General features: G+C 36.8%; 20 protein-coding genes. 15 read left to right on the top strand and 5 right to left on the bottom strand.

Features of this window, described 5'->3' with window-relative positions:
* Positions 1-128 precede the first annotated feature (128 nt).
* A complete protein-coding gene (locus tag C8P64_RS16305; protein WP_108173166.1) occupies positions 129-467 on the bottom strand; it encodes a DUF4870 domain-containing protein in 339 nt (112 codons plus the stop codon).
* A 106-nt stretch (positions 468-573) separates the two neighbouring features.
* On the opposite strand from C8P64_RS16305, the gene mnmE reads away from it, so the two are divergent.
* Complete coding sequence (mnmE, locus tag C8P64_RS16300) at positions 574-1998, top strand: tRNA uridine-5-carboxymethylaminomethyl(34) synthesis GTPase MnmE (protein WP_108173165.1); 1425 nt, start codon at positions 574-576, stop codon at positions 1996-1998.
* Positions 1999-2267: 269 nt separating this feature from the next.
* Positions 2268-2771: a hypothetical protein gene (locus C8P64_RS16295; protein ID WP_146167240.1), complete on the top strand. Its 504-nt coding sequence runs from the start codon at positions 2268-2270 to the stop codon at positions 2769-2771.
* A 79-nt stretch (positions 2772-2850) separates the two neighbouring features.
* On the opposite strand, the gene C8P64_RS16290 is transcribed toward C8P64_RS16295, so the two are convergent.
* Entirely contained in the window at positions 2851-3192 is a 342-nt protein-coding gene (locus C8P64_RS16290; RefSeq protein WP_170106682.1) for a MotA/TolQ/ExbB proton channel family protein, read from the bottom strand.
* A gap of 271 nt (positions 3193-3463) precedes the next feature.
* Here C8P64_RS16290 and C8P64_RS16285 point away from each other — a divergent pair, with 271 nt between their 5' ends.
* From C8P64_RS16285 to C8P64_RS16250, 8 genes are all read left to right on the top strand, one after another.
* On the top strand, positions 3464-4105 hold the full coding sequence (locus C8P64_RS16285) for a LytR/AlgR family response regulator transcription factor (protein WP_146167239.1): 642 nt from the start codon (positions 3464-3466) through the stop codon (positions 4103-4105).
* A gap of 162 nt (positions 4106-4267) precedes the next feature.
* Positions 4268-5707 carry an alpha/beta hydrolase family protein gene (locus tag C8P64_RS16280; protein WP_108173161.1) on the top strand — a complete coding sequence of 480 codons (1440 nt, stop codon included), beginning with the start codon at positions 4268-4270 and terminating at the stop codon, positions 5705-5707.
* Between the two features lie 129 nt (positions 5708-5836).
* Positions 5837-6250 carry a VOC family protein gene (locus C8P64_RS16275; protein WP_108173184.1) on the top strand — a complete coding sequence of 138 codons (414 nt, stop codon included), beginning with the start codon at positions 5837-5839 and terminating at the stop codon, positions 6248-6250.
* A 447-nt stretch (positions 6251-6697) separates the two neighbouring features.
* Positions 6698-8656, top strand: coding sequence for a helix-turn-helix domain-containing protein (locus C8P64_RS16270; protein ID WP_108173160.1), 1959 nt, complete (start codon positions 6698-6700; stop codon positions 8654-8656).
* 285 nt (positions 8657-8941) lie between these two features.
* Positions 8942-10888, top strand: coding sequence for a helix-turn-helix domain-containing protein (locus C8P64_RS16265; RefSeq protein ID WP_108173159.1), 1947 nt, complete (start codon positions 8942-8944; stop codon positions 10886-10888).
* Positions 10889-11083: 195 nt separating this feature from the next.
* Complete coding sequence (locus tag C8P64_RS16260; protein ID WP_108173158.1) at positions 11084-11620, top strand: hypothetical protein; 537 nt, start codon at positions 11084-11086, stop codon at positions 11618-11620.
* A 93-nt stretch (positions 11621-11713) separates the two neighbouring features.
* The gene (locus C8P64_RS16255; protein WP_108173157.1) at positions 11714-13642 is read left to right on the top strand and encodes a tetratricopeptide repeat-containing sensor histidine kinase; all 1929 of its coding nucleotides are present in this window, start codon (positions 11714-11716) and stop codon (positions 13640-13642) included.
* 8 nt (positions 13643-13650) lie between these two features.
* The gene (locus C8P64_RS16250; protein WP_108173156.1) at positions 13651-14316 is read left to right on the top strand and encodes a response regulator; all 666 of its coding nucleotides are present in this window, start codon (positions 13651-13653) and stop codon (positions 14314-14316) included.
* Between the two features lie 190 nt (positions 14317-14506).
* Here C8P64_RS16250 and C8P64_RS16245 read toward each other — a convergent pair whose 3' ends face one another.
* Complete coding sequence (locus C8P64_RS16245) at positions 14507-15007, bottom strand: nicotinate-nucleotide adenylyltransferase (protein WP_108173155.1); 501 nt, start codon at positions 15005-15007, stop codon at positions 14507-14509.
* Between the two features lie 249 nt (positions 15008-15256).
* On the opposite strand from C8P64_RS16245, the gene C8P64_RS16240 reads away from it, so the two are divergent.
* Positions 15257-15442, top strand: a complete 186-nt coding sequence (locus C8P64_RS16240) for a Lacal_2735 family protein (protein WP_108173154.1) — start codon at positions 15257-15259, stop codon at positions 15440-15442.
* Positions 15443-15832: 390 nt separating this feature from the next.
* Positions 15833-17227, top strand: coding sequence for a vanadium-dependent haloperoxidase (locus C8P64_RS16235; RefSeq protein ID WP_108173153.1), 1395 nt, complete (start codon positions 15833-15835; stop codon positions 17225-17227).
* 61 nt (positions 17228-17288) lie between these two features.
* Here C8P64_RS16235 and C8P64_RS16230 read toward each other — a convergent pair whose 3' ends face one another.
* Together C8P64_RS16230 and C8P64_RS16225 are read right to left on the bottom strand one after the other, a co-directional pair.
* The gene (locus tag C8P64_RS16230) at positions 17289-18029 is read right to left on the bottom strand and encodes a LytR/AlgR family response regulator transcription factor (RefSeq protein ID WP_108173152.1); all 741 of its coding nucleotides are present in this window, start codon (positions 18027-18029) and stop codon (positions 17289-17291) included.
* Positions 18019-19179 carry a sensor histidine kinase gene (locus C8P64_RS16225; RefSeq protein ID WP_108173151.1) on the bottom strand — a complete coding sequence of 387 codons (1161 nt, stop codon included), beginning with the start codon at positions 19177-19179 and terminating at the stop codon, positions 18019-18021. The genes C8P64_RS16230 and C8P64_RS16225 overlap by 11 nt, the downstream gene beginning before the upstream one ends.
* A 374-nt stretch (positions 19180-19553) precedes the next feature.
* On the opposite strand from C8P64_RS16225, the gene C8P64_RS16220 reads away from it, so the two are divergent.
* The 3 genes from C8P64_RS16220 to C8P64_RS16210 all read left to right on the top strand — a co-directional run bounded on the left by C8P64_RS16220 (position 19554) and on the right by C8P64_RS16210 (position 23899).
* Entirely contained in the window at positions 19554-20369 is an 816-nt protein-coding gene (locus tag C8P64_RS16220) for a hypothetical protein (RefSeq protein WP_170106681.1), read from the top strand.
* Positions 20370-20497: 128 nt separating this feature from the next.
* The gene (locus C8P64_RS16215) at positions 20498-21241 is read left to right on the top strand and encodes a hypothetical protein (RefSeq protein WP_108173149.1); all 744 of its coding nucleotides are present in this window, start codon (positions 20498-20500) and stop codon (positions 21239-21241) included.
* 426 nt (positions 21242-21667) lie between these two features.
* Positions 21668-23899 (top strand): TonB-dependent receptor plug domain-containing protein, encoded by a 2232-nt coding sequence (locus C8P64_RS16210; protein WP_108173148.1) that lies wholly within the window; start codon positions 21668-21670, stop codon positions 23897-23899.
* Positions 23900-24014: the final 115 nt, after the last annotated feature.

The following is a 24014-nucleotide window of genomic DNA, read 5'->3' as shown; positions in this document are numbered from 1 at the left end:
CGATAAAATATAAAAAAGCCCGTTCATTCATTTGAACGGGCTTTTTATTGCTAACTAAAAAAAAACCAACTAACTAAACTTTAATTCGTCAAACTGAAACAATTTCAGGATGACGGTGTTTCCTATTATTATTTCAAAAATTCTATGGTCAAAGGGTAATAAGGCATTTCCCCATTACTCACTTTTAAGGCATTTATGATCGGCAGGATGAGGGCTATAAGACCAATAATGATCAATAATAATATTCCCAGTCCGAATAATATGATGAGCGGAATACAGATAATGGAATAAATGAACAGGCTTATTTGAAAGTTCAGGATCATTTTTCCGTGCATATCCATTCCGGCTACTTTATCTTTCTGAGTTAGCCAAAGTATTAGCGGAACTATGAATCCGCCTACGCCCGTAACCAGGTCTAATAACTGACTAAGGTGCGTCATGACTAACATTTGTTTGTCTTCTCTCATTTTTAAATTTTTGATGGTTAATGATGGTGTCTATATAAAAGACGAGTAAAAACCAGCTTTGTTACAGAATTAGCCTTAGCAAGAATTTCTTTTATAAATTTGCCACATGAAATTGAATGATACTATTGTTGCTCTTGCTACACCTTCAGGTGCCGGTGCCATTGCCGTGATAAGGGTTTCAGGACCCGATGCCCTTAACATTGTTGCACCGCTTTTTAAAGCGAAAAGCAAAAAAGATCTTGCTAAGCAACCTACTCATACCTTGCACCTTGGAAATATCATGGATGGCGAAAGGACTATAGATGAAGTTCTGGCGTCTGTTTTTCGTGCTCCAAAATCCTATACAGGTGAAGAGACCGTTGAATTATCCTGTCACGGTAGTCCGTATATTCAACAAGAGATCATTCAATTATTAATAAGAAAAGGCTGCCGTTCTGCGGAAGCCGGGGAATTCACCTTGCGCGCATTCCTGAATGCCAAAATGGATCTTAGCCAGGCCGAAGCCGTGGCAGATCTTATTAATTCTGAAAATGCCGCATCTCACCAGATGGCCATGCAACAGATGCGTGGGGGCTTTTCGAACGAAATTCAAAAGCTGCGAGAAGAATTACTCAATTTCGCTTCCCTTATTGAACTGGAACTGGACTTTGCTGAAGAAGATGTGGAGTTTGCTAATCGCGATCAGTTTAAGGAGCTTATTGCCAAAATACAGACCGTTCTTAAAAGACTTATCGATTCTTTCGCAACCGGAAATGTTCTGAAAAATGGAATTCCTGTGGCTATTGTTGGGGAACCTAACGTAGGTAAATCTACCTTGCTGAATGCTTTATTGAACGAAGAACGCGCCATAGTTTCTGAAATTGCCGGAACCACCAGGGATACTATCGAAGATGAAATGAGCATTGGTGGAGTTGGATTCAGGTTCATCGACACCGCCGGGATCAGGGAAACAAAAGATGTGGTGGAAAGTATCGGGATCAAAAAGACCTTTGAGAAGATAAGCCAGGCGCAGGTTGTGGTTTACCTTGTAGACAGTTCACAGATCGCGGTAAATAGAGAAAGGTTGCAAGAGGTAAGAATTGAAATCGAAAAGATCAAGAACAAGTTCCCGCAAAAACCATTATTGATCATAGCTAATAAAACCGACCGGCTCGCCCCGGAAGAAGTTGAGAATTTAAAAGAAAAGCTGGAAGATATTTCCAGCCACGGAGAGCGGGCGCAATTTCTCCTATTATCTGCAAAAACCAATCTGGGGGTTGAAGAGTTAAAAGAGAAACTACTGGATTTCGTAAACACCGGTGCGTTAAGAAACAGCGACACCATCGTTACCAACTCAAGACACTACGCGGCACTTTTAAAGGCACTGGAGGAGATCAACAAGGTAGAAGACGGATTAAACGCAGATCTTTCGGGAGACCTGCTGGCAATCGATATTCGCCAGGCATTACATCATTTTGGTGAGATCACCGGGGAAATTACTAATGATGACTTGCTAGGGAATATTTTTGCCAATTTCTGTATTGGGAAATAAAATTTGAAAAAATAGCACCTAACGGTTTTTTGCTAATAGTGACAGCCTAAAAAGGATTGTAATTGCGAAATAAATATTTTGAATTATCAGCAAAACAAAAAAGAAGCTTTTATATAAAGTTGATTGCAATTGTTTTATCGATTCTAATCCCAATCTTTTTTATTTCCTTTTATTTTAAAATTTATTTTCTCGCACCAATAAGTTTCTGGATCGTACTTTCAGTAATAGCTTCATTTTTCGATATGCCATCGATGATAAAAAGTGGAAAGTTGAAATACGAATCTTCCCTTTTAATTTCAGAAAAAGAAAAAAATAACCAGATCACCATTCATGGAGGTACCCTGTTTGATTATTACTTTGTTTTAAAAAAAGATGATAATGGAAAAAATAGAAGGAATTTTATCCTATTAGAATATCTAAACGGGATCCTGAATTTAATAGAATCGAACAAGGAAAAACCGAATTTAGAAATTACTGGTACTACCTATATACTGAACCAGAGAACGGCTAAGAAAATTGGATTTGAAGTTCAAAAAACGAATACAACACAACTTATTATCCTGATTTTAAATTATCCGAACCTCTTATTCACCAGGTCTTTCGCGAATAAAAAGTTGTCCTTTCCCAAAATTAAGAACATCAAAACATATAGATCGAATATTGAGAAACTGGAATATAATAAACAGAGAATTTCTAAAATTAGAAATGCACTACAAATTTCTATTACCAACAACGACTCATCGCAAATAAACGCTGTTGTAGAAAAAAGGTAGTTTTAAAGAATCAGGAAACTAAAAACTAAGTCAAATCTGGATATGTAGGGATATGTCTCTTACCTGGAGCTTACAATACTCAAACTAAATTCATATTTCTTCTAAAGAATCTAAAAAGTATAATTCCCAGTATAAATATTAATGCGCCGTAAATACTTGATATCATAGAAACTTCAAATCCTTTCATCATCATGGCTGGAGAAGCTTCAACAGATCCTATTTTCACCGCACTAAACGCTGAAAACAAACCTATAAGCTGACCAAGTATTCCGAAAATCAATGCAAAAAAGCTTAATGATTTTATATAATTATTGATTCTGATTTGCTTGTCTGAAGGGTCGTTTCTTTCCCTGAAAAAAGGAATACTTATAAAGACAGCGCCAAAAATTATCGCCAATAGAACCAGTGATAAAATACTCATAAATAATGCCCCGCCTTTAAAAAACAGATCAATCATACCTTAAAAACTCTAAATCTGATATTTTTACAACCAAATATAATTAGATTTTGATTTAAGATCTTTAAAATGGTTTTTACATTCATTTCAATTTTTAAATAGATTGTTCAGGAATCGCTACATACTGCATTCAGCTTTCTGGCTAATAATCCTTCTGTTCCTGACTTTGTTTTTTGGTTTCAGTTGGAAAAGCTATAGGCTGGCATTTTATTTTTCCTTATTTCTTCTACCAATCGTGGTAATTACCACTTATATTTTCAATTTCTTTCTTGTTCCCAGGTATCTTCTGAAAGAGAGATACGGGAAATTCATCTTATATTTTATTTACTTAATAATAGCTTCCTTATACCTGGAAATGCTCGTAGCACTATTTTCTTTTGTGATGCTGGCAAAAACCAGCACCAGGGTTGTAAGCCTTGAAGGTATTTCCATTTTTACCCTTGGGATTATGCTCTACCTTATCGTCTTCGCAACAAGTTTTGTTAGACTCGTGATGCAGTTTCAAAAAAAGGAAACTTTAGTGGAGAAATTACAATCTGAAAAAGAGAAGAACGAACAGGAAAAAATTTTGATAAGAGCAGATCGAAAAAATCACCTAATCGATTTTAAGGATCTCTATTATATTGAAAGTTTAAATGATTATGTGAAGATCTTAACTTCTAACGATGAATTCATTACCAGGGAAAAGATTACCAGCCTGAACAAGAAACTTCCAGATCGGTTTTTAAGAATTCACCGATCCTTTATTATTAATATGGAGTATGTAACTTCTTTCACAACTACCTCAGTCGATATCAAAGATCAAATACTTCCTATTAGCAGAACTTATAAAAAAGACTCAGTGAGTAAACTGCAAAAGTCAAAAATTGCTCAGTAGTTTCAAATCGTATCCATTTCCTCTCAAATTTTCAAAAACTGACTTCAGATTTGGGAATATCTAAGGTTTGTAGGTAGAATGCACATTTTGATATGGTTTCTACATTGCCCTAAAGCCCGATAATATCTAACATTGTAGCTACAAATCAATAAAATTTAAAGAATGCAGGTTTTTGAAATTTTACTTCTATTGGCTTCGACTCTATTTCTAATTTTTAATTTCTTTTCCCGGATCGAGATAAATAAGTATTGGATAATTGGCGGATTAATAATTCTTCTTTTTACTCATTTAATATTTGAAGGATTTCGATGGCAAATGATGCCGGCATACCTTATCTGTCTCTTTGCAATTTTTACCGCATTTAGACAACCTCAAAAACGTTCAAAAAAGACGCTAAGAGTTTTAAAAGGAATGGGATTCATCTTATTGCTTGCTCTAGCCACTACCTTACCCTCAATTTTTCCCGTGTTTAAACTTCCTGAGTTACAAGGTGAATACCAGGTAGGAACAAGGGATATGTTGTTTAATACAGACCGTGATGAGGTTATAACTGAAGATCCTTCAGATCGCAGAAAATTAATGGCTAAAATCTGGTATCCTTCCAAAGAAACCAGCGATCAAAGAGATTTATACATCGATGAAGGCGGGAGACATGGTTTTGCTCAGAAATATGGCCTTCCTGATGCTGCTTTCAATTATTTAGATAAGATTGAAACAAAAGTATACAGGGATACCAAAGTTGCTGAGGAAGAATTTCCCGTGTTAATATTTTCTCATGGTTATAATTCCAAAGCCAATGGTTATTATGCTCTGTTGAGCGAGGTTGCCAGTCATGGCTATATAATTATTGCTTTGAATCATACTTATGAAAGTACTGGCGCTACCTTCCCCGATGGATCTGAAGTATATTTTGATTACGAATACGCCAGAAAAATTGAATCCGGGACCTGGGAAAAACTTACTCCTGTTAGAGAGGCTTTTCAGAAAAATATACCATTCGAAGAACGCCACCCGGTTGTAAAGAAAGGTCTGGAAAGTTATTTTGTAAGAGGGATCGTGGAGCGATGGTCCGAAGATATTTCAGATGTGGTATCAGAATTGGCGGATCTAAATGCTTCAGGCTTTTTAAAAGGCAGATTAGATCTAGAAAATATTGGCGTTTTTGGACATTCTCGTGGCGGAGGTGCGGCTGGTAATGCCCTACTCATGGACGACCGCATTAAAGCCGGTGCTAATATAGACGGAGTTCAATGGGGAAGAATTGTTGATACATCTTTCGATGATCCATTCCTATATATTTCTGCCGACTGGCCAGAAAATAAGGAGGATCTTAATTCTCATGCTTACATCAATAAAAGCAAGGATGTTTTTTATGAAGCACGAATATTAAATACTCTTCATAGTAATTTCATGGACATCCCGTTGATGATACCTATAAATGCGATTAGCCAGGCTGGTAGTATCGATCCTTATCTCGGAATTGAGATCACTAACAGCCTCTTAGTTGCATTCTTTGATAAGCATCTTAAAAACCAGGAAATAGACTTCACCGAATTAAATTCAGATTACGATATGTTGAAACTTGAAATATTCAAGAATTAAAATCTGGCGCACTAAACCTACTTACCGCCTTTAGACAAGAGCTTTAAAAATAAAATAATTAACTTGATTAACGGATTCAGCTTGCCGACACTAGCAATGACGGAACCCTTTCGACTTTAATTTATGACCATGAAAACAAATGATAATGACCCATTTAAAGACTCAGCAATAACTACAATTCTTGTGGTTTCAGATATATTGAAATCCAAAGATTTTTACGTTGATGTTTTAGGAGCAAAAATTTTTCGGGAATATGGAGGGGATTCATTAGTTCTGGAATTTTTAGGAAATTGGATTTTATTGGTTACTCCTGGAGGACCAACAGAAGATAAACCAGAGATTCATTTTGCAGTTACTGCAAATACGAATATTGTAAGCCATTCCTATACAATTCGGGTAAAAGACTGCAAAAGGTCTTATCAAATACTAAAGGAAAGAGGAGCTGATTTTATTACCCCACCCTTTATTCGGGGAGCTGAGAGCAGGTGCTTTTTTCGAGATCCAGATGGTCATTTATTTGAAATAAGTGAATTCAGAGGATAAAATAGAAACAATTAATAAAGTATTTCATAGTTAATAATTGAAACTGTTATGGGATTATCATCTAAGGCCGGAAAGTTCAACCACATATAAAGCTTTAAAATTGACCTATATTGATTAATTGATTTTCCCGGAATATTGACTTTTAGATTTATTCAAAAAAGATCAAAGCGAATTCTCCAATGAAAGAATATCGGCAAAATTGGAGAGATTTTCATTCCTATTTATTGAGTTACTTTCTTGGTTAACTTTTGATTGCTATTACATCCCCACAACTCTAATTATTCCATATAGCTAATAATAAAGATCAGTTCTCCTTATTTTCCCAATACGGATTTTTCAGCCTAATAACCTGTTAACCAGAATTTTATTTGATTTGAAATTCCGTAACTTGTTCGGTCACATTTCAAAGAAAATGAAATAACTGATTCCTTTAATTAAGATCCCAGGATGAGCGGCCAACAATCCATAGATGAAAAGTTTATTCAAAGACTAACCGAGATCCTGGAAGAAAATCTGGAAAAAGAACACTTTGGGGTAAGAGAATTAGCGGCTGCAGTGGGAGTGAGCCGATCCCAACTGCATAGAAAACTAAAAGCGATTAATGGAAAATCCACCAGCCAGTTTATTAGGGAATTCAGACTGGATAAGGCAATGGAAATGTTACAGGATAATGTGGCCACAGCTTCCGAAATTGCCTATAAGGTAGGATTTAGTAGCCCTACATATTTTAATACATGTTTTCATCAATATTTTGGATATCCTCCTGGAGAAGTGAAATTCAGAAATCCCGGGGATAATGATAATAGCGCAGTAATTCAATCTTCTTCCAACACATCCAAAACCACCTCTACAAAAAGCAGGAAACATCGAGTTTATATCATCGTCATAATGGTATTCTTCTTACTCGCCAGCCTGGGTTGGTATAAATATATAGACTCAAAAAATGAAGATATAAAGACAACTGAATTCCCTATTGATAAAACCGACAATTCCATTGCGGTGCTGCCTTTTAAAAACATGAGCGGGAGCCAGGAGAATGAAGCTTTTTGTGATGGAATGACCGCTGCAATCATCTCGAGGTTATCAAAAATAAGAAGCATTAACAAGGTTATTTCGCTTACTTCCATGATGAATTATAAAGAGAAAGAAAAGACTATAACAGAGATCGCTAATGAACTTGATGTTCGTTATATATTGGAATCGGGATTTCAGAAATCAGGAAATTCCATTAAAATGAATCTTCAATTGATCGATGGTAAAACAGAGCAAATATTCTGGTCTCAGGAATATAAAGGCAGTTACGATTCCATATTTAAAGTACAGGCCCAGGTTGCTGAAATGGTTGCTAAAAAAATAGACGCTAATATTACAGATGAAGAACAGGCAGAAATACTACTAGCCATGACCCAAAATATGGAAGCCTATGACAACTATTTACAAGGTCTTAATATTATGACTGGAGAATCTGCAAAGAGCTTTAGAGCTTCAAGGAAATATTTCAAAAAGGCCATTGAACTCGACTCCAACTTTGCTGAAGCTTATGAAAGATTAGGTTGGACTTACTCACATATGGGAACCTGGTTTGGAAATATGAGTAAACAAAAAGCTGATAGCCTGGCAGCCCCATATTATAAAAAAGCTCTTGAGTTGGATCCTGATAATTTAGATCTGCTTCGAACTAGGGCCGAACAGGAGTTTTACAACTGGAATTTCAAGGCTGCTGACTCAATGTTAACGGTGTATAAAAAAAAGGTTGGTGAAAACTTTTTTTCAGATTTTCTGAATTTAATGCTTGGGCGCTATGACAGGGTAATTGAAAGCTATAATAACCGGATGAAATTTAATAATGAGCCATTATCTGGCCGGGACTGGTCAGTACCATATGCTTATTATTTTAAAGGTAAAATAGATTCAACCCTAATTATAATGCAAACAACCTTATTGCATTCTCCAACCTCTGAACCTACCTATGATCGTTTGGGTAATCTTTATATCGCATTGAAAGAATATGAAAAGGCGAAGGATGTTATCGAAACCGGTTTACAAATTTCGAGTAAACGTTATGCTTCGATGCTGGTGAACCTTGCAATAGTCTATCATTTCCTTGGCAATGAAGAGAAGTCCTTGGAATATTTAACAGAGGTTATTGACAGGGCCAATAACGGGGAACCCGAAATAAACGTATTTGTAGCACATTATTATGCGCGTTTGGGAAATAACGATAAGGCATTTTACTGGCTGGATAGAGCCTATAAAAATCACGAGGTGGATCTAATTTGGTTGAAAACCGATCCCAACTTATTGCAGCTTAAGGATGACCCCAGGTATAGCATGCTGTGTAAAAAGATTGGATTCCCAGATTGTCAACATAATTTCGAAAGAAATTATGGGATTAAAATCGAATGAAGAAAGTGAATTCACTAACGAAAGAACACTAACAGAATTGTAGAAGTTTTCAATCCTATTTATTGAGTTACTTTCTTGGTTAACTTTTGATCGCTATTACATCACCACAATTCCAATTATCCCCAGTAGCTAATAATTAAAATCAGTTCTTCATATTTTCCCAACTCGGTTTTTTCAACTTAACAACTTGTTATACAGTGTTTTATTTGATGTGAAATTCCGTAACTTGTTAGGTCCCATTTAAAAGAAAATGAAATAACTAATTCCTTTAAATAAGATCCCAGGATGGGCGGCCAACAATCCATAGATGAAAAGTTTATTCAAAGACTAACAGAGATCCTGGAAGAAAACCTGGAAAAAGAACACTTTGGGGTAAGAGAGTTGGCGTCTGCAGTGGGAGTAAGCCGATCCCAACTGCATAGAAAACTAAAAGCGATTAATGGGAAATCTACCAGCCAGTTTATTAGGGAATTCAGACTGGATAAGGCAATGGAAATGTTACAGGATAATGTGGCCACAGCTTCCGAGATTACCTATAAGGTAGGATTTAGCAGCCCTACATATTTTAATACATGTTTTCATCAATATTTTGGATATCCTCCTGGAGAAGTGAAATTCAGAATTCCCGGGGATAACGATAACATTCAAACATCTACTAACACCCCCAAACCCAACCTTGCAAAAAGCAGGAAACATCGAGTTTATATCATCGTCATAATGGTAATCTTCTTACTTGCCAGCCTGGGTTGGTATAAATACATAGACTCAAAAAATGAAGATATAAAGACAACTGAATTCCCTATTGATAAAACCGACAATTCCATTGCGGTGCTGCCCTTTAAAAATATGAGCGGCAGCCAGGAGAATGAAGCTTTTTGTGATGGAATGACCGCTGCAATCATTTCGAGGTTATCAAAAATAAGAAGCATTAACAAGGTTATTTCGCTTACTTCCATGATGAATTATAAAGACAATGAAAAGACCATAACCGAGATCTCTAATGAACTTGATGTTCGGTTTATACTGGAATCAGGATTTCAGAAATCAGGAAATTCTATTAAAATGAATCTTCAATTGATCGATGGTAAAACAGATCAATTATTCTGGTCGCAAGAATATAAAGGCACTTACGATTCCATATTTAAAGTACAGGCTCAGGTAGCTGAGATGGTCGCTAAAAAATTAGATGCCAATATTACTAAAGAGGAACAAGCCCAAATACAGCAAGCTATTACCCAAAATAAAGAAGCATACGATAGCTACCTTCAAGGAGTGTTTATTATGAATGAAAAGTCTGAGAAAAATTTAAGAGCTTCAAGAAAATATTTTGAGAAAGCTATTAGTCTGGACTCAAATTTTTCTGAAGCGTATATCCGCCTAGGATGGACATACTCTATGCTGGGTACTTGGATTGGAAATGAGAGTAGAATTAAAGCAGATAGTATAGCAGAACCATATTTTAAAAAAGCTCTTGAGCTTGACCCTGATAATTTAGAATTACTCGGTACGCGAGCATCTCAGGAATTTTTCAAATGGAATTTTAAAGCAGCTGACTCTTTACTGAACAAATATCAAAAAAAGGTTGGTGAAAATTTTCTTTCAAATTTCCTCAATCTAATCCTGGGACGGTATGAAAAAGTTATTCATAGTGAAATGAACCTCGTAAACAAAAATCCCCAACCGATATATGTTATAGATTGGCCATTAGCTTACGCTTATTACCATGCAGGCGAAATTGATTCAGCTTTAGTTCATATGCGACAAAGTTTACTTGAATTCCCTAATTCTGAAGGTAGCTATGATCATTTCGGCAACATCTATCTAGCTTTAGAAGACTACGAAAAGGCGAGGGATATTCTGGAGACCGGATTACAAATATCAAGTAAACGCTACGCCTCAATGGTAATTCACCTGTCATCAGCATATCATTTTCTTAATAATGAAGAAAAGTCCCTGGAATATTTAAGAGAGGTTATTGACAGGGCCAATAACGGGGAACCCGAAATAAACGTCTTTGTAGCACATTATTATGCGCGTCTGGGAAATAACGATAAAGCTTTTTACTGGCTGGATAAAGCCTATAAAAATCACGAGGTGGATCTAATTTGGTTGAAAACCGATCCTAACTTATTGCTGCTTAAGGATGACCCCAGGTATAGCATGCTGTGTAAAAAAATTGGATTCCCAGATTGTCAATATAATTTCGAAAGAAAATTCGATCTTAAAAACTAGCCTATCTCCTATCATTTTAATGAAACAAACTACCCTACTCCTCCCAAATTCAACATAATTTATAGACTTCAAATTATGTGTACAAGCCATTAAATAAAACTTTATATCAATAACAACATGACTGTTAAGTAGTGCTTCCCACTTTAGGCCATCTTTGACCAATTAATAATTATCAACCTAATAAAAAGATGAGTCATGAAAAATTTAGTATTCGGTCTGTTCGTTTTAGGTCTTACCAGCCTGGGATTCTCACAAAACACTAATGATGAGATTAAAGAAGTACAATTAGAAGCTATAAAAATTTCTAATTATAACCTGAATTATCTTGAGAAAGTAGAAGAACAAGGCATTTCAGATAATGTAAGCTCTCTGGAAAAGGAAGCCGCATCTTTTGATGTAAAGAGTTTAGATGAATTTGATGGTCGTAAAGAACTTTATTCCGTCAAATTTATTGGCACCAATGGGTTTCTTTTAGCAGATTACGACTGGAATGGAAAAATTGTAAAAACTACTGAACGTTACAAAAATATCAGTCTACCAAAAAATCTAATTAGATCTATATTGAATGAGTACCCACAAAGCCAGTTTTTAAAAGTAGTTTATAATGTAAATTACGATGCTCAGAAGGAAACTGAAAAATCTTACCGTATTAAGATCATGAATGATGGCAAGAAAAGAAACCTGAAAATTAGTTCAGGTAGTAATTTTAATGATGTAGTCGTAATAAATTGAATTGTATTAAAAAATAAGCTTGGCGAGAGATCATTAACCTCCTACTAAATTAAATGCCGCTATAATTGCGGCATTTTTAGTTATTTTCGCTTTATGAACCTACGCCCCTTGCTTCATATTTTAGGCATTCTATGTTTGATATTGATTTGCTCAAGCTGTTCAACCAGTTCAAAAGATGAATTAAAATCTTTCCAGAATAATTCTGGTGAAGCCTATTTCCAAAATGGTCTTAGCGCCAGGGAACCTTCCAAAATGCTTACTCACTTTAAGAATGGCCTTGATTCAGCAAGGATAGACAATGATACGATAGAATACTACTTGCTTGATGGAGTAATTTATACCTATAACCGACTCAAAGAATACGACAGCTCGATGGCCTATTCTGAAAAAATGATAAGGCTTGCTAAGACTAATGGTAAAACTTATTTTGAAGCCTTAGGATATTATCGAAAAGCAATTATCCATCAGTATTTAAATAATTATAAAAAGAAATTCAGAAACGCCTTTATATCCCGAAACCTGTTTCTAAGTATAGGAGATAGCCTGAGAGCCGGAAAGAGGTCTCTGGAAATGGCAAATGCCCAGAGTAGCATGTCAGATTATACCGGAAGCCAGGAAAATGCCGCGATAGCCCTACGTCTTTTAGAAAAGACCAAAGATTCAGCCTATATAAGCAGTGCTCTAAATCAAATTGGTATCTCGAACCGTGAGCGCGGATTTTACGAGGATGCAATTGCAAATTATGAGGAGGCTCTAAAATATTCGATCTCGACTGAAGATAGCCTTGCATTTCTGAATAATATTGCCCTTGCGTACAGAGACAACGGTGATTTTTACAAAGCTATTAAATACCTGGAATTGATCAATTCCAAAACCGAATATGCTGATGTTGAATCGCGTGCTAGATTTATAGACAACCTGGCCTACACGAAATGGATGCAGGATTCAACGGCTAATATATTAGATGATTTAAGTACATCACTGGATATTAGACTGAAAAACAATGATCTAAATGGCCTAACCTCTAGTTACAATCATCTTTCTGAATATTACCTGAGTAAAGCCCCTTCCCTGGCTAAAGAATATGCCAAAAAAGCTCTGGAGGCCGCCAGGCAAAATGATAGTAAAAATTCGGAATTAAATGCTCTGGAAAAGCTGTTAAGGATTTCAGAACCAATGGAGTCTGAAAAATATATCCAAAGATATCTCCATTTAAATGACAGTATAAGGGTAGCTGAATTAAAGGCCAAGAATTTCTTTGCAAAGATCAAACTAGATGAAGAACAAAAACAGCAAGAAATTGATCAGCTTCAGGCAGAGTCTGTAAAACAACAATTAGAATCTGAAAAATTAAAAAACCAGACCATCATTTTATCCCTGGGCGGAATGCTGATCCTGGTTAGCGGCGGATTCGGATTTTACTATTTAAGGCAGAGGCATAAAAGAGAAAAGATCCTAGAAGCCCATCGTACAGAAACACGTATCTCTAAAAAGATCCACGATGAGCTGGCCAATGACGTTTATAATGTGATGAGCGGAATACAGGATATTGCACCAAATGATACCATGGATAAACTGGAAAATATTTATAAACGTACCCGTAATATTTCCAGGGAGAACAGCAGTATTCCCATGGGAGTTAATTATTTGCCTCATTTAGTATCTACGCTTAGTTCTTCAATTTCAGAAAATACGAGACTTATTCTCAGGGGTGAAGAAACTATAAACTGGAATAACATTAGTCCCGAGAAAAAGATCATTCTTTATAGGGTTCTGCAGGAGATGATGATCAATATGAATAAACACAGCAAGGCAAGTTTCGTGGCCATCATATTTTCTGAAGAAAAGAATTTATTGAAAATTCAATATTCCGATAACGGGGTTGGGGTTTCAAATGAGAGCCTGAGATCGGGGAATGGGATCCAGAATATGGAAAACCGTATTTTTTCAATAAAAGGAAAACTTAATTTTGAAACAGAACCGGGTAAAGGATTTAAAATATTGATCCAGATTCCGTTATAACTTTCAGTATGTTTAAAAAAGTATTAGTGGCTGAAGATATGGACAGTATTAATCATGCTGTAGCATCGGTATTGAAAGATCTCGATATTGCTGAAGCTGTCCATGCGCAATATTGCGACAAAGCCTGGCTCCTGGCCAAGAAAGCATCCCTGGATGAAGAACCTTTCGATCTGCTTATCTGTGATCTTTCTTTTAAAGAAGATCACCGGGAAGAGAAGATTAAATCTGGACAGGAACTAATCAGCATTTTAAAAACTGAATTTCCTGAGCTGAAAATAATTGTGAATTCTATAGAAGATCATCCACAAACGGTAAAAGATTTATGGGGTTCTGGAAACATAGATGCTTATGTCTGCAAGGATCGTAACGGACTAAGAGAGCTAAAAGAAGCAATCCTGCATTTGAGCAAAGGTGAAACTTATAATTCTCCTTCTATAGACAAAATACTGAAACAGAATAACGTGCTGACTTTAAACGATTTTGAGATCAATATTGTGAAGTTCCTGGCCAATGGTCTTACCCAGGATCAAATAGAGCAGGAATTAAAAAGTCAGAACATCAAGCCAAGTAGTAAAAGTGCCATTGAAAAAAAACTGAAGGAGCTACGTGAAGAATTCAATGCCAATACAAATCCTCATTTGGTTTCTATCATGAAAGACCTGCAACTAATTTAATTTTTTTGTAAACCTGAATTTTTCAGATATTCTGAAAAAGAAGATGCACCCAAAAGTCCCTGTTTTTATATCGATTAGAACTTTAAACATTTTCTCTAAAATACCCGGTCACAAAAAAACATCTGAAAGATCTCAAAATATCAGATCTTCCAGATGTCCTTAAGAAAGAGGAAAACTCAATTTAAATCAATTAAAGAAAGTTTCCCTTTTCATCTAATTTTACCCGAAGGGTTTTTTCACCATTTTCAAGTTTTAGTTTATACTTTTTATAAGTACCACGGTTATCATAGAAGGTAACCGCGTAAATATCTTCAGTGATGCTCCAGCCTGGAAATCTTCCTACTACTGCCTCTTTAACGGCTAATGGAAGATTGACGTTTTCAAATCTTTCGGCGGTACGTAAAATTTTACCATCCCTGTCATAAGCAGCCAGGATCTTACCCTGTGGAATATAGAAACTCACGATATATTCGTTGTAATCATCATGATACATCTCAGATTCCTTAACATCAAAATTAGCCACTTTCTGCTCTAGTTCTTTAACCGGAATTGATGCGATCTCTTGAGAGTTAACATCATTCAGGTATTTGTAGTTTGTCGCATAGATCGTTACTTCAGATAACTTCTCGATCTGCGCGAATAGCTGTGGAGAAAGTCCTAAGACCAACAATCCAATCAATAATTTTTTCATGACCTTATTTTTTGATTAATATTTAAAAGAACCTCAACTTGTCTTTTAAGTTATCTATTTATTACCTCATTAAATATGATTTAAATCATGTTTAAATCGAATATTCCAACAGAACAATGACCAAATCTTTACTGAGTTTTCTCTTCCATAGATGCCTGAAAATATTATACTGAGACAATTATGAGAGAAAAGAACAACAGGATCTATAGACAATTAAGTGGCTATTGCGTATCTTAAGAAAAAAAAGATATGTTTGGATTATTCAAGAAAAAATCGAAAGTTGAAAAACTGCAAATAGAATACAAAAAACTCCTCGAGGAAGCTCACAGATTGTCTACTTCTAATCGTAGCCTTAGTGATGAAAAGGCCTATGAAGCCAATGAAATTTTAAAAGAAATAGATAAGATCAAAGAGCAGGAAAAAAACGCAAAATAATAGCTCATTTACATTTTTGATGCTTTACTGAACATCCAGGGATAATCGGTAAAGCATCCATTTTTTTATACTAATAGTGAATCTCGTCGCTCATTAAGCTTAAAGCCTTCCCCTACTCTCAAACCTGGAACAACTCTTACCCGCCCGGAAAATTAACTTTTCAGTCTTTATCATTTTATATCTCCCAGTAAATTCAAAATTATTCATGATATAAGTACGATCTGATCTTTGTGAAAAAGATCTGAATATCCGACATATCATGTTTATCTACATAAAACGACTTTCTATCTGAAGACCGCCCTCATTGGCCTCAATAGTATTTTAAGCGGGTATCCCTGCTTTAATTTTATACAGATAAACATTCCTTTTCAGGATAAAATTTAACCAATTATGAAAACAAAATTAAAGTTTCTGTTAGCCCTGGGTGCCTTTACGATCTTATTATCGTGCACCAAAGATGAGCTATCACCCGATGTAATGGATGAATCCTCCATTGCTGAAGATCTTGCGCTGAAGAACTATAATAACGGGATGATCAAATCCTATAGCAGTGAGACACTTGTAAAATGGAATGTACTTTTAGGTTCCATGGTTGATGAAAAAATGCCCCCGCCACCAGAGTCAAAAATTTATGCTATGGTCACATTAGCTATACATGATGCTCTTAATAATGTGGTTCCAAAATACGAAACCTATGCATTGAATAATACCATGACTGATGCCTCATATGTTTCTAAAAAAAATATCACGGCTTTGGCAGATGCAGCTGTATCACAAGCTGCCAGGGATGTAATGGTAGCTATGTTTCCAGCATCAGCCACTTCTGCAGATGCTTTGTTAACACAAATAGTAATGGCCATCGAGGATGAGGCATCAAAAGAAAAAGGGATAGAAATAGGGAAAGCCGCGGCTTCTGCAATTTTACAAAAAAGGCAAGGTGATTTTGCTTTTGTTTTTAGCGCTTATACGGCTCCAAGTAATGAACCAGGTATTTATCAGGCAGATTATCCTCCCTACGCTTTTCCAAATCCACCTATCTGGCCCGCTAACGCTATTTTTACGGCTAACCTTGGTGACCTGCAACCTTTTGGAATAAAAAGCAGCGATCAATTCCTTGCTGGTGTTCCTTACGCTGTATATACCCAGGAATATACAGATGATTACAATGAAATTAAAAGCCTGGGATGTATTAACTGTCCTGCAAGAACAGAGGAACAAACCCAAATTCGTGATTTCTGGTTCGAGCATACTGCCAGTTCTTTTAACCGTATCGCCAGAACATTAATAGATAGGGAAGATCTAAATGGTTGGGAGGCTGCCCGTTTGATCGCTTTAATAGAAATGAGCCAGTTCGATTCTTATATTGCCTCTTTTGAAGAAAAAGACCATTTTAAATACTGGGCGCCATTTACTGCAATCAGGCGTGGCGATGCAGACGGAAACCCAAACACTGTAGGGGATGCAAGTTGGGCTACACTTCGACCAACTCCACCAATCTATGAATTTCCGTCTACTGCTTCCTATGCCGCGGGTGCTTCTGCAGAAATCCTAAGGCAGTTCTTTGGTACCGATAATTATACCCTAACCGTAACCAGCCCCTATTATGTGCCAGGTGTTGAAAGGACTATGAAGAGCTTTTCACAGATCTCTTATGAGCAGGGACTTTCAAGAATATTCCTAGGTCATCATTACAGACATTCTTCAAATGTTGGAGAAGAAAATGGTATAGAACTGGGAAGATATGTTTTTGAAAATAATCTTCGGGAATTAAAGAAGATCAAATAGTATTTTGAAAAACTTATTAATACTGAACCTGCCTTTTAAAAATAGGCAGGTTCACTTTTATTCAGGAAACCCTGGATTCCATTATTTTCAAAAAATGATTCAGGTAAAACTTTCCTATGGGCAGTTCCTTTTTATTGATCTCGACCAGTTCATGGGTATAAGATCTGATCTTATTCAGAGGAACAATGAAGGACCTGTGGATACGCACAAATTCATTTTTATCGATGATGTCTTCAATAGAGGTGATCGTCTGTCTGCAAAGGTGCATCTTATCATTGGTATAAATCTTTACATAATCTTTCGCGCTCTCTATATACAGGATCTCATCAAGGATTATCCTTACCTGTCTTCGGTCTATTCGAAGATAGATAGAGTCTACCCCAGATTTCCTTTCAGAATCCATAGTTTCTGAAGAAAGCAAAACATTTTCATAGCCCGGCAAGGCTTTATTCACTGCTTTCAGAAAACGGTCAAATCTTATGGGTTTAAGCAAATAATCTACGGCGTCCAATTCAAAACCATCCCAGGCATATTCTTTGTATGCGGTTGTGAAAATCACTTTTGGTGGTTCCTTGATAGATTGCATCAGTTCTGTCCCGAGCAATTCAGGCATCCTGATGTCCAGAAAAAGTATATCGATTTCGTTTGCCTGGAGAAATACGAAAGCATCTATAGCATTGCTGCATTCTCCCACTAAATGTAAAAAAGGCAATTTTTCAATATACCGCCTTATCACATCTCTTGCGAGCGGTTCATCGTCTACAACGAGACATCTTGGCTTATGGTTTTCGTTAAGTTTCATATGCCAGTAGAGTTTCTGTCTCTATAAAGGTAGCCTCAGACTTCAAAGGTTTAAGATCTATTTTAAGATCTACGATAAACACATCTGTATCTTCTTTTATTTCCAGAGAGTGGCTGTCTTTGTATAAAAGCTCCAATCTTCGGCGTACATTTTCAATGCCTGTCCCCTTTCTTTCCTCAACAGATATATTTTTGTCCCTTCGGCCGTTCATCATTTTTATATGAAAACTATTCTTATTAAGTTCAGCTTTGATATTGATCCAGGGTTTATGGATCATTTTGCTGGCACCATGCTTAAAACAGTTTTCAACTAAAGGAAGCAGAAGTAACGGAGCAATGACCTTATCACTAACATTCTCTGGAAAGGAATAATGCAGATCCAGCTTCTGGTCATACCTTATCTTTTCAAGATTGAGATAATCTACCACCATTTGCAATTCATTCTCTAAAGGTACCCGGTCCTTCTTGCCCTCGTCAAGAATATATCTTAAGATATGCGCAAGTTCCATGATCATTTTGGCGCTTTTAGGAGACTCTTCCTGGGCTTGCGAGTAAATATTATTCAGGGTATTGAACATAAAATGAGGTTGTACCTGGGCCATAAGAAGCCGTAATTGTGCCTCTGAATTTTCTTTATGTAACTGCTGGTTCCGCAGGGATTTTAAATAATAATGTTTGAACATTTTAAAACTTGAGGCTAAAGAGATGGCTGTGAGCAAGCCCAGGACACTGCCCAGGTAAGCCATAAAAATCTTTTGCGGAAAGGTACTGGTGGTTAAAAACAGATCGGCATTAGGGATCCAGGGCATTTTAGACCAGGGAACGAATATTAAAAAAAAGGCGTTCACGGTAATCCCGATCAGGTAAAAGACACAGAACCATAGAAAAGCGAGACCGAATTTTTGCTTAAAGACGAATTTCGGTAGAATAAAATATAGCGCGGGATAAACAATAAATGTCTGCGGAAAAAGGAAAAAGAAAGTCTCGACCACTGTTTTCCAGAAATCAGGAAATTTTCCTGTGGTCTGGTACACCATTGGATTGAAATAACGGGTAATGGTAAAATATCCGCCCCATAGAAGCCAGAAAAATAAATGACGCCAGAAGCGATACCATTTCTTATCAGATAGTATAAATTCCCTGAGTAGCATCCATACCAGTATTTTAATTAAATGTATTGATTTATAAAACAGGCTTTAGGCTTCTTCTACATAAACGCATTTTCCTGAGACATAAATCACCTTAAATGCTATGAAATATTTTGGTCGACAGTTTTTCTTCCTTTGTCTCCTTTGATCAGCTCTCTGTCTCCTTAATGAATTTCCTTCTTAAGTATAGATTAAATTTAGTGATAATTATCAATCTAATTTACTGATAATCAGTAAGTAATATTTGATATAAATTATAAATAAGAACACTCCTCAAATTGCTGTTTTCCTGCTAATTATAAGGATAAACAGAAGTGCTAAAAACCATGATCGAATGGTGTTTTCAGTTAGAAATTAAGATGGAATATTTTATTGAGATGAAAACAATTGTAACATTCCTGTTGTTGATGACTATGTCAATATTTTTTACAAACTGTTCCAGTGATGATGGGATTCCCAGGACAGTAAATGTAAATTCTAAGGACAAAGATCTCCCTCCTGGCCCCGCACCTAGTAGTACCGCTGTGGAATTACCGGGATATCCCGGCATCATTAAAAAATACCAGAATGGTGAACTTAATTACTGGGCGCAGTATTATTACAGACCTGATGGACAATTACTGAAGATCATTTATAGTTATCCAGATTCTGGTTCTGAGATTTATACCGATACTTTCTATTACAATAGCGCCGGAGTTCTACTTAAAATCGATGGTCATGATGTTTATGACTTCTATTGGGAAGACGATCGCATTGTAGAAATAATCAGATATAACGGAATGTGGAATGGCAGATCTAAAATTCAATATGAATATAATACCAAGGGCCAGATAACCCAAAAGACTGAAGTGAACCTGGACTTTCAGGAAAAGGAAAAGATCATCTATTCCTATTTCGATGATGGAAATTTAAAGATGATCGAGCAATATGGGGATTATAATGGAAGCAAAGTTTATACCCTGTACTTCGTGACCAAATTTGAAGGATACACGGCAGATAGAAATTTCTTCCTGGAATTAGAGATCATTCCACGGCAAACCGCACAAAACTTTTATCCCACCGCGATGGAATTTAAACATCTAACCGAATCTGGTTATGATAGTTATGAAACTTATGATTATAAACATGATTCCAGGGGCAGGGTAATCGAGAAAACTTTCGGTAATAACAAGGTAGTCTACCAGTATTATTAATCATCGAGAAGAAGTAGCTGCTGAAGTCTCAAATTTTAAAAATCAGAGAATTCACAATAGAATCAGCTTATAAACGACCCAGATCTTTAAATAACTTGAAGTATTTATCGGCTTTAATAAAATACGAAATGAAAACAAATTGGGTGGCAACCCTTTATGCAGGAAAATTTCAAATGCTATATCGATGTCAACAGAATTGGCGCATATTGCTTATTACCGGTTTGTGGATTTTTATCTCCTGTTCTAATTCAGATGATTTCGTAGCACCAGTTAACGCTATAGATGAAGATCCGCCTATACAAAATGAACCTCCGGCAGATGACGATGCACCGGTTGTAAATGATGACCCAGTAGATGATGGTTCAACCGTCTATGAAGAATCTGTGATCATCTATACAGATATTGAACCAGATTTCAGCTCGACCAACCTGGCAGACGGCTATGATATCGATCTCAACCAGGATGGAACTGTCGATTTTTCTATACAATATAATAATGAAGGAGGTTATGAATGGCTGGGCATAGGCGCGTACCAAACAGATGATGGTATTTTATCTGTATCTCCATGGTATACGAACACAGTCCCAGTAGATGAAGGATATAAAATTTTCGTTGGTGGTTTTAGAAATGGTGAATCTTATGCCAACGGAAGTCTTTTCACTATTGGAGACTGTTTTGGAGGTGATCCTGATTGTTCAATAAACTGGGAGCTTAAAGGTGATAAATACCTTGCTGTACGTATGCTGATTGATCGTAAGATGCATTATGGATGGATACGGATGGAGATTACCAGCGCCTCTGAATGGATCGTTAAAGATTTTGCTTTTAATGCGACACCTAAGACGCCTATTCTAGCCGGTCAGCAGGAATAGATGGAAGGTAAAAATGACCTTACATACTAATATCTAATAACAAAAAACCCTTGTTGTTGAAAGACTTACGTCCTTCTATGGATCTTAAAACTCAAAGTATGCACGAGGTATCATATTAAAAACACAAATAACTGATTTTCAGTAGTTAAAATAAATATTCGATGTATTTTATGACGAAAAAAAGCATACATTTAATATAGTTTTCATAATAGGAATTAAGATAAATTGTTAGCGCTAAGCCTACATTAGTATAAATAGAATAAAACCCAAATTGATCCTTCGATTGTGTAAAGCACATTGAAATGTTCAATTTGGGTTTGTTTTTATGCGATTTTGGTCTTGGAAGCATTGACGGTTTTAACCTGAAACAGCATTTAGATAATAACTGAGAGCATTTTGGTATTATGATTTATAAGGTTATTTATTATGAAAATATCAGCTGTTTTTTTCTTTGTATCCTTCCTTTCAACGCTGTTTATTACAGCGCAAAATGAAGATCAGGACAAGGAGGTATTAAGCGATACTCTCCCTGAAGTTATGGTCATGTCCCTTCTTCGTCCCCAAAAGATCACCCGCGCCCCTGCTTCAGTACAGGTATTAACAAAAAATGATCTCGATCGTTTTGCTGGTTCCAATACCGGTGAACTTATTGCCAGGCTACAAGGAGTGGAATTTACCAGGTATGGGGTAGATGGAATTACTTTTAACGCCCGGGGTTTGAACAGCGCTTTTAACAATAAGATACTACAGATCGTGGATGGTCGTATTAGTACCGCAGCCCTTAGCGGCGGGCTACCTGTATTTAATAATGGCTCTACGATTAAAGATGATATCCAGCAAATTGAAGTAGTTGTTGGTCCTCAATCGGCTCTATTTGGTCCAAATGCCCATAACGGCGTATTCAATACTATCACCAAAGATGCGCGCCTTTATCCCGGAACATCTGTTTCGCTGAGCGCGGGAAATCAATACCAGTTTAGCGGTCGTTTTAGACATGCCCAGAAAATAGATGATCGCTGGGCCTGGAAAGTGACCGGTGAGTATGCAAGCGGACGCGAATTTCAGTTTATAGACAGCGTATATGTGGGTAATCCTTCAGAAGCTATCCCCGAGCATAACGTAGATTTTGATTTTAAACATTTTCGAGGAGAAGCCCATCTGTACTACAACTTCAACCCTGAAGCCGAAATTGTTATTTCTGGAGGTGCCAGCAACAATGATTTTTTACAGGTTACCACCAGTGGTCGTAATCAAATGAGAGGTTTAGGATATAGCTTTTTACAGGCCAGATATAAGAGTCCTCATTTTTATGCGAATATTTATAATACCTGGGGAACCCTGGGTGATAGTTATACTATTGCCGGTTATACCCAGATCTTCTGGATGAGATCGCAGCCCGGCGCTTTATATCTACCACCGGAAGAAGCAGAACAGGCAGCTTTAAATGGAGCAGGTTTTGAGGAAAAAAGCAGAAGATTTAATGCAGATCTTCAATATCACAAAAACTTTGAGGAAGCAGGATTGTTCTTAGTGGCAGGTCTGGATTTCGAGAATTCACGCCCTAATACCACAGATGGGACCACCCTGGTTGGAGAGGCAGGGGATATCTCTATCTCACAAATAGGTGCCGTCTTGCAGCTCGAGAAAAAACTTCTGGAAGAATTCCGCCTTATTGGCGCATTGAGGTATGATCACAATGATAACTTTGACGATCTATTCGCGCCAAAATTTACCCTGGTAAAAGATCTTGACATGGGCAATATCCGGTTGGGTTGGGCTAAGGCTTATGCCCTGCCCTCCATCCAAAATCAATATGCCAGTATCCGGGATTTCTTTTTCGGGAATGGCGGGGAAGGGATAAACTATATACCGAACAATGCCCTGGTAAGTGATCCAGGAGCCATACTTACTACCAACCCGCTAAAGCCTGAAGAAGTAAACACCTGGGAGATCGGCTATAAAGGGCAACCTATCCAGAAGGTCTGGATAGATGCCAATGCTTTTTATGGCTCGAGCAAGAACTTTATTACACCGGCAATGCCAGTTGGCGGTAGAGCTATTTCTGTAAACGAGATCGAAGTAGAACATAACCCGGTCTTTGCAGGCACGGTAAGCAATGATACCCTAAGAGGAGCCAGTTTCTTTACTTTCTTTAATTATGGCAAAGCCCAGGTGTATGGTTTGGATCTCGGCATCAGTTACTATATAACACCTTCGGTTAATTTAGCCCTGAAATATTCTTGGCTAAATGCTGAATTTGAAGAAAATGATGCGAACAAGGATGGACAGATATCTGATAATGAAAAAAGTCTCAATGCACCCAATCATCGCGGAGTAGCTCAATTAACCGTGGAAGATCTTCTGAAAGAACGTCTAAGCCTTTCCCTGGGAGCGAGGATGGTGCAGGAATATGATTTTTATAGCGGCAACCAGGTAGGAAGTTCAATTGGAGCAGGAACCAGGACTCCACCTAACAATTTCAATTATGGACCCTTAGGAGGATTCACTACCTTCAATTTTGGAGCGGAATATCTCTACAGCAAGAATGTGGTATTCAATTTTAACATGACCAACATCTTTAATACTCGGCAAATCGAATTTGTAGGCTCCCCTTCTATTGGCAGACTGGCTATGGCCAGTATAAAAATATCTAATTGAAACTTTCCATTTTAAAGGAGACTAATTTCAGGATCTGATCACAAAAATGATCAGGATCTTATACCACAGATTTTCCGTCAAATTTTTAGTCCTCACAGATCGATCCTTTAACATC

The organism is Christiangramia gaetbulicola, from assembly GCF_003054225.1.
Taxonomy (GTDB): domain Bacteria; phylum Bacteroidota; class Bacteroidia; order Flavobacteriales; family Flavobacteriaceae; genus Christiangramia; species Christiangramia gaetbulicola.
Note: the sequence above shows the minus strand (reverse complement) of the source record. Positions and strands in the feature narration are given on the sequence as shown.

Bases quoted from the DNA above. Each gene is read 5' to 3' on its own strand.
- C8P64_RS16245 (WP_108173155.1), bottom strand. From the start codon at position 15,007: ATGAAAAAATTATTGATTGGATTGTTGGTCTTAGGACTTTCTCCACAG.
- C8P64_RS16235 (WP_108173153.1), top strand. From the start codon at position 15,833: ATGAAAACAAAATTAAAGTTTCTGTTAGCCCTGGGTGCCTTTACGATC.
- C8P64_RS16280 (WP_108173161.1), top strand. From the start codon at position 4,268: ATGCAGGTTTTTGAAATTTTACTTCTATTGGCTTCGACTCTATTTCTA.
- C8P64_RS16305 (WP_108173166.1), bottom strand. From the start codon at position 467: ATGAGAGAAGACAAACAAATGTTAGTCATGACGCACCTTAGTCAGTTA.
- C8P64_RS16265 (WP_108173159.1), top strand. From the start codon at position 8,942: ATGGGCGGCCAACAATCCATAGATGAAAAGTTTATTCAAAGACTAACA.
- C8P64_RS16275 (WP_108173184.1), top strand. From the start codon at position 5,837: ATGAAAACAAATGATAATGACCCATTTAAAGACTCAGCAATAACTACA.
- C8P64_RS16210 (WP_108173148.1), top strand. From the start codon at position 21,668: ATGAAAATATCAGCTGTTTTTTTCTTTGTATCCTTCCTTTCAACGCTG.
- C8P64_RS16220 (WP_170106681.1), top strand. From the start codon at position 19,554: ATGAAAACAATTGTAACATTCCTGTTGTTGATGACTATGTCAATATTT.
- C8P64_RS16230 (WP_108173152.1), bottom strand. From the start codon at position 18,029: ATGAAACTTAACGAAAACCATAAGCCAAGATGTCTCGTTGTAGACGAT.
- C8P64_RS16240 (WP_108173154.1), top strand. From the start codon at position 15,257: ATGTTTGGATTATTCAAGAAAAAATCGAAAGTTGAAAAACTGCAAATA.
- mnmE (WP_108173165.1), top strand. From the start codon at position 574: ATGAAATTGAATGATACTATTGTTGCTCTTGCTACACCTTCAGGTGCC.
- C8P64_RS16250 (WP_108173156.1), top strand. From the start codon at position 13,651: ATGTTTAAAAAAGTATTAGTGGCTGAAGATATGGACAGTATTAATCAT.
- C8P64_RS16225 (WP_108173151.1), bottom strand. From the start codon at position 19,179: ATGCTACTCAGGGAATTTATACTATCTGATAAGAAATGGTATCGCTTC.
- C8P64_RS16215 (WP_108173149.1), top strand. From the start codon at position 20,498: ATGAAAACAAATTGGGTGGCAACCCTTTATGCAGGAAAATTTCAAATG.
- C8P64_RS16260 (WP_108173158.1), top strand. From the start codon at position 11,084: ATGAAAAATTTAGTATTCGGTCTGTTCGTTTTAGGTCTTACCAGCCTG.
- C8P64_RS16270 (WP_108173160.1), top strand. From the start codon at position 6,698: ATGAGCGGCCAACAATCCATAGATGAAAAGTTTATTCAAAGACTAACC.
- C8P64_RS16290 (WP_170106682.1), bottom strand. From the start codon at position 3,192: ATGAGTATTTTATCACTGGTTCTATTGGCGATAATTTTTGGCGCTGTC.
- C8P64_RS16255 (WP_108173157.1), top strand. From the start codon at position 11,714: ATGAACCTACGCCCCTTGCTTCATATTTTAGGCATTCTATGTTTGATA.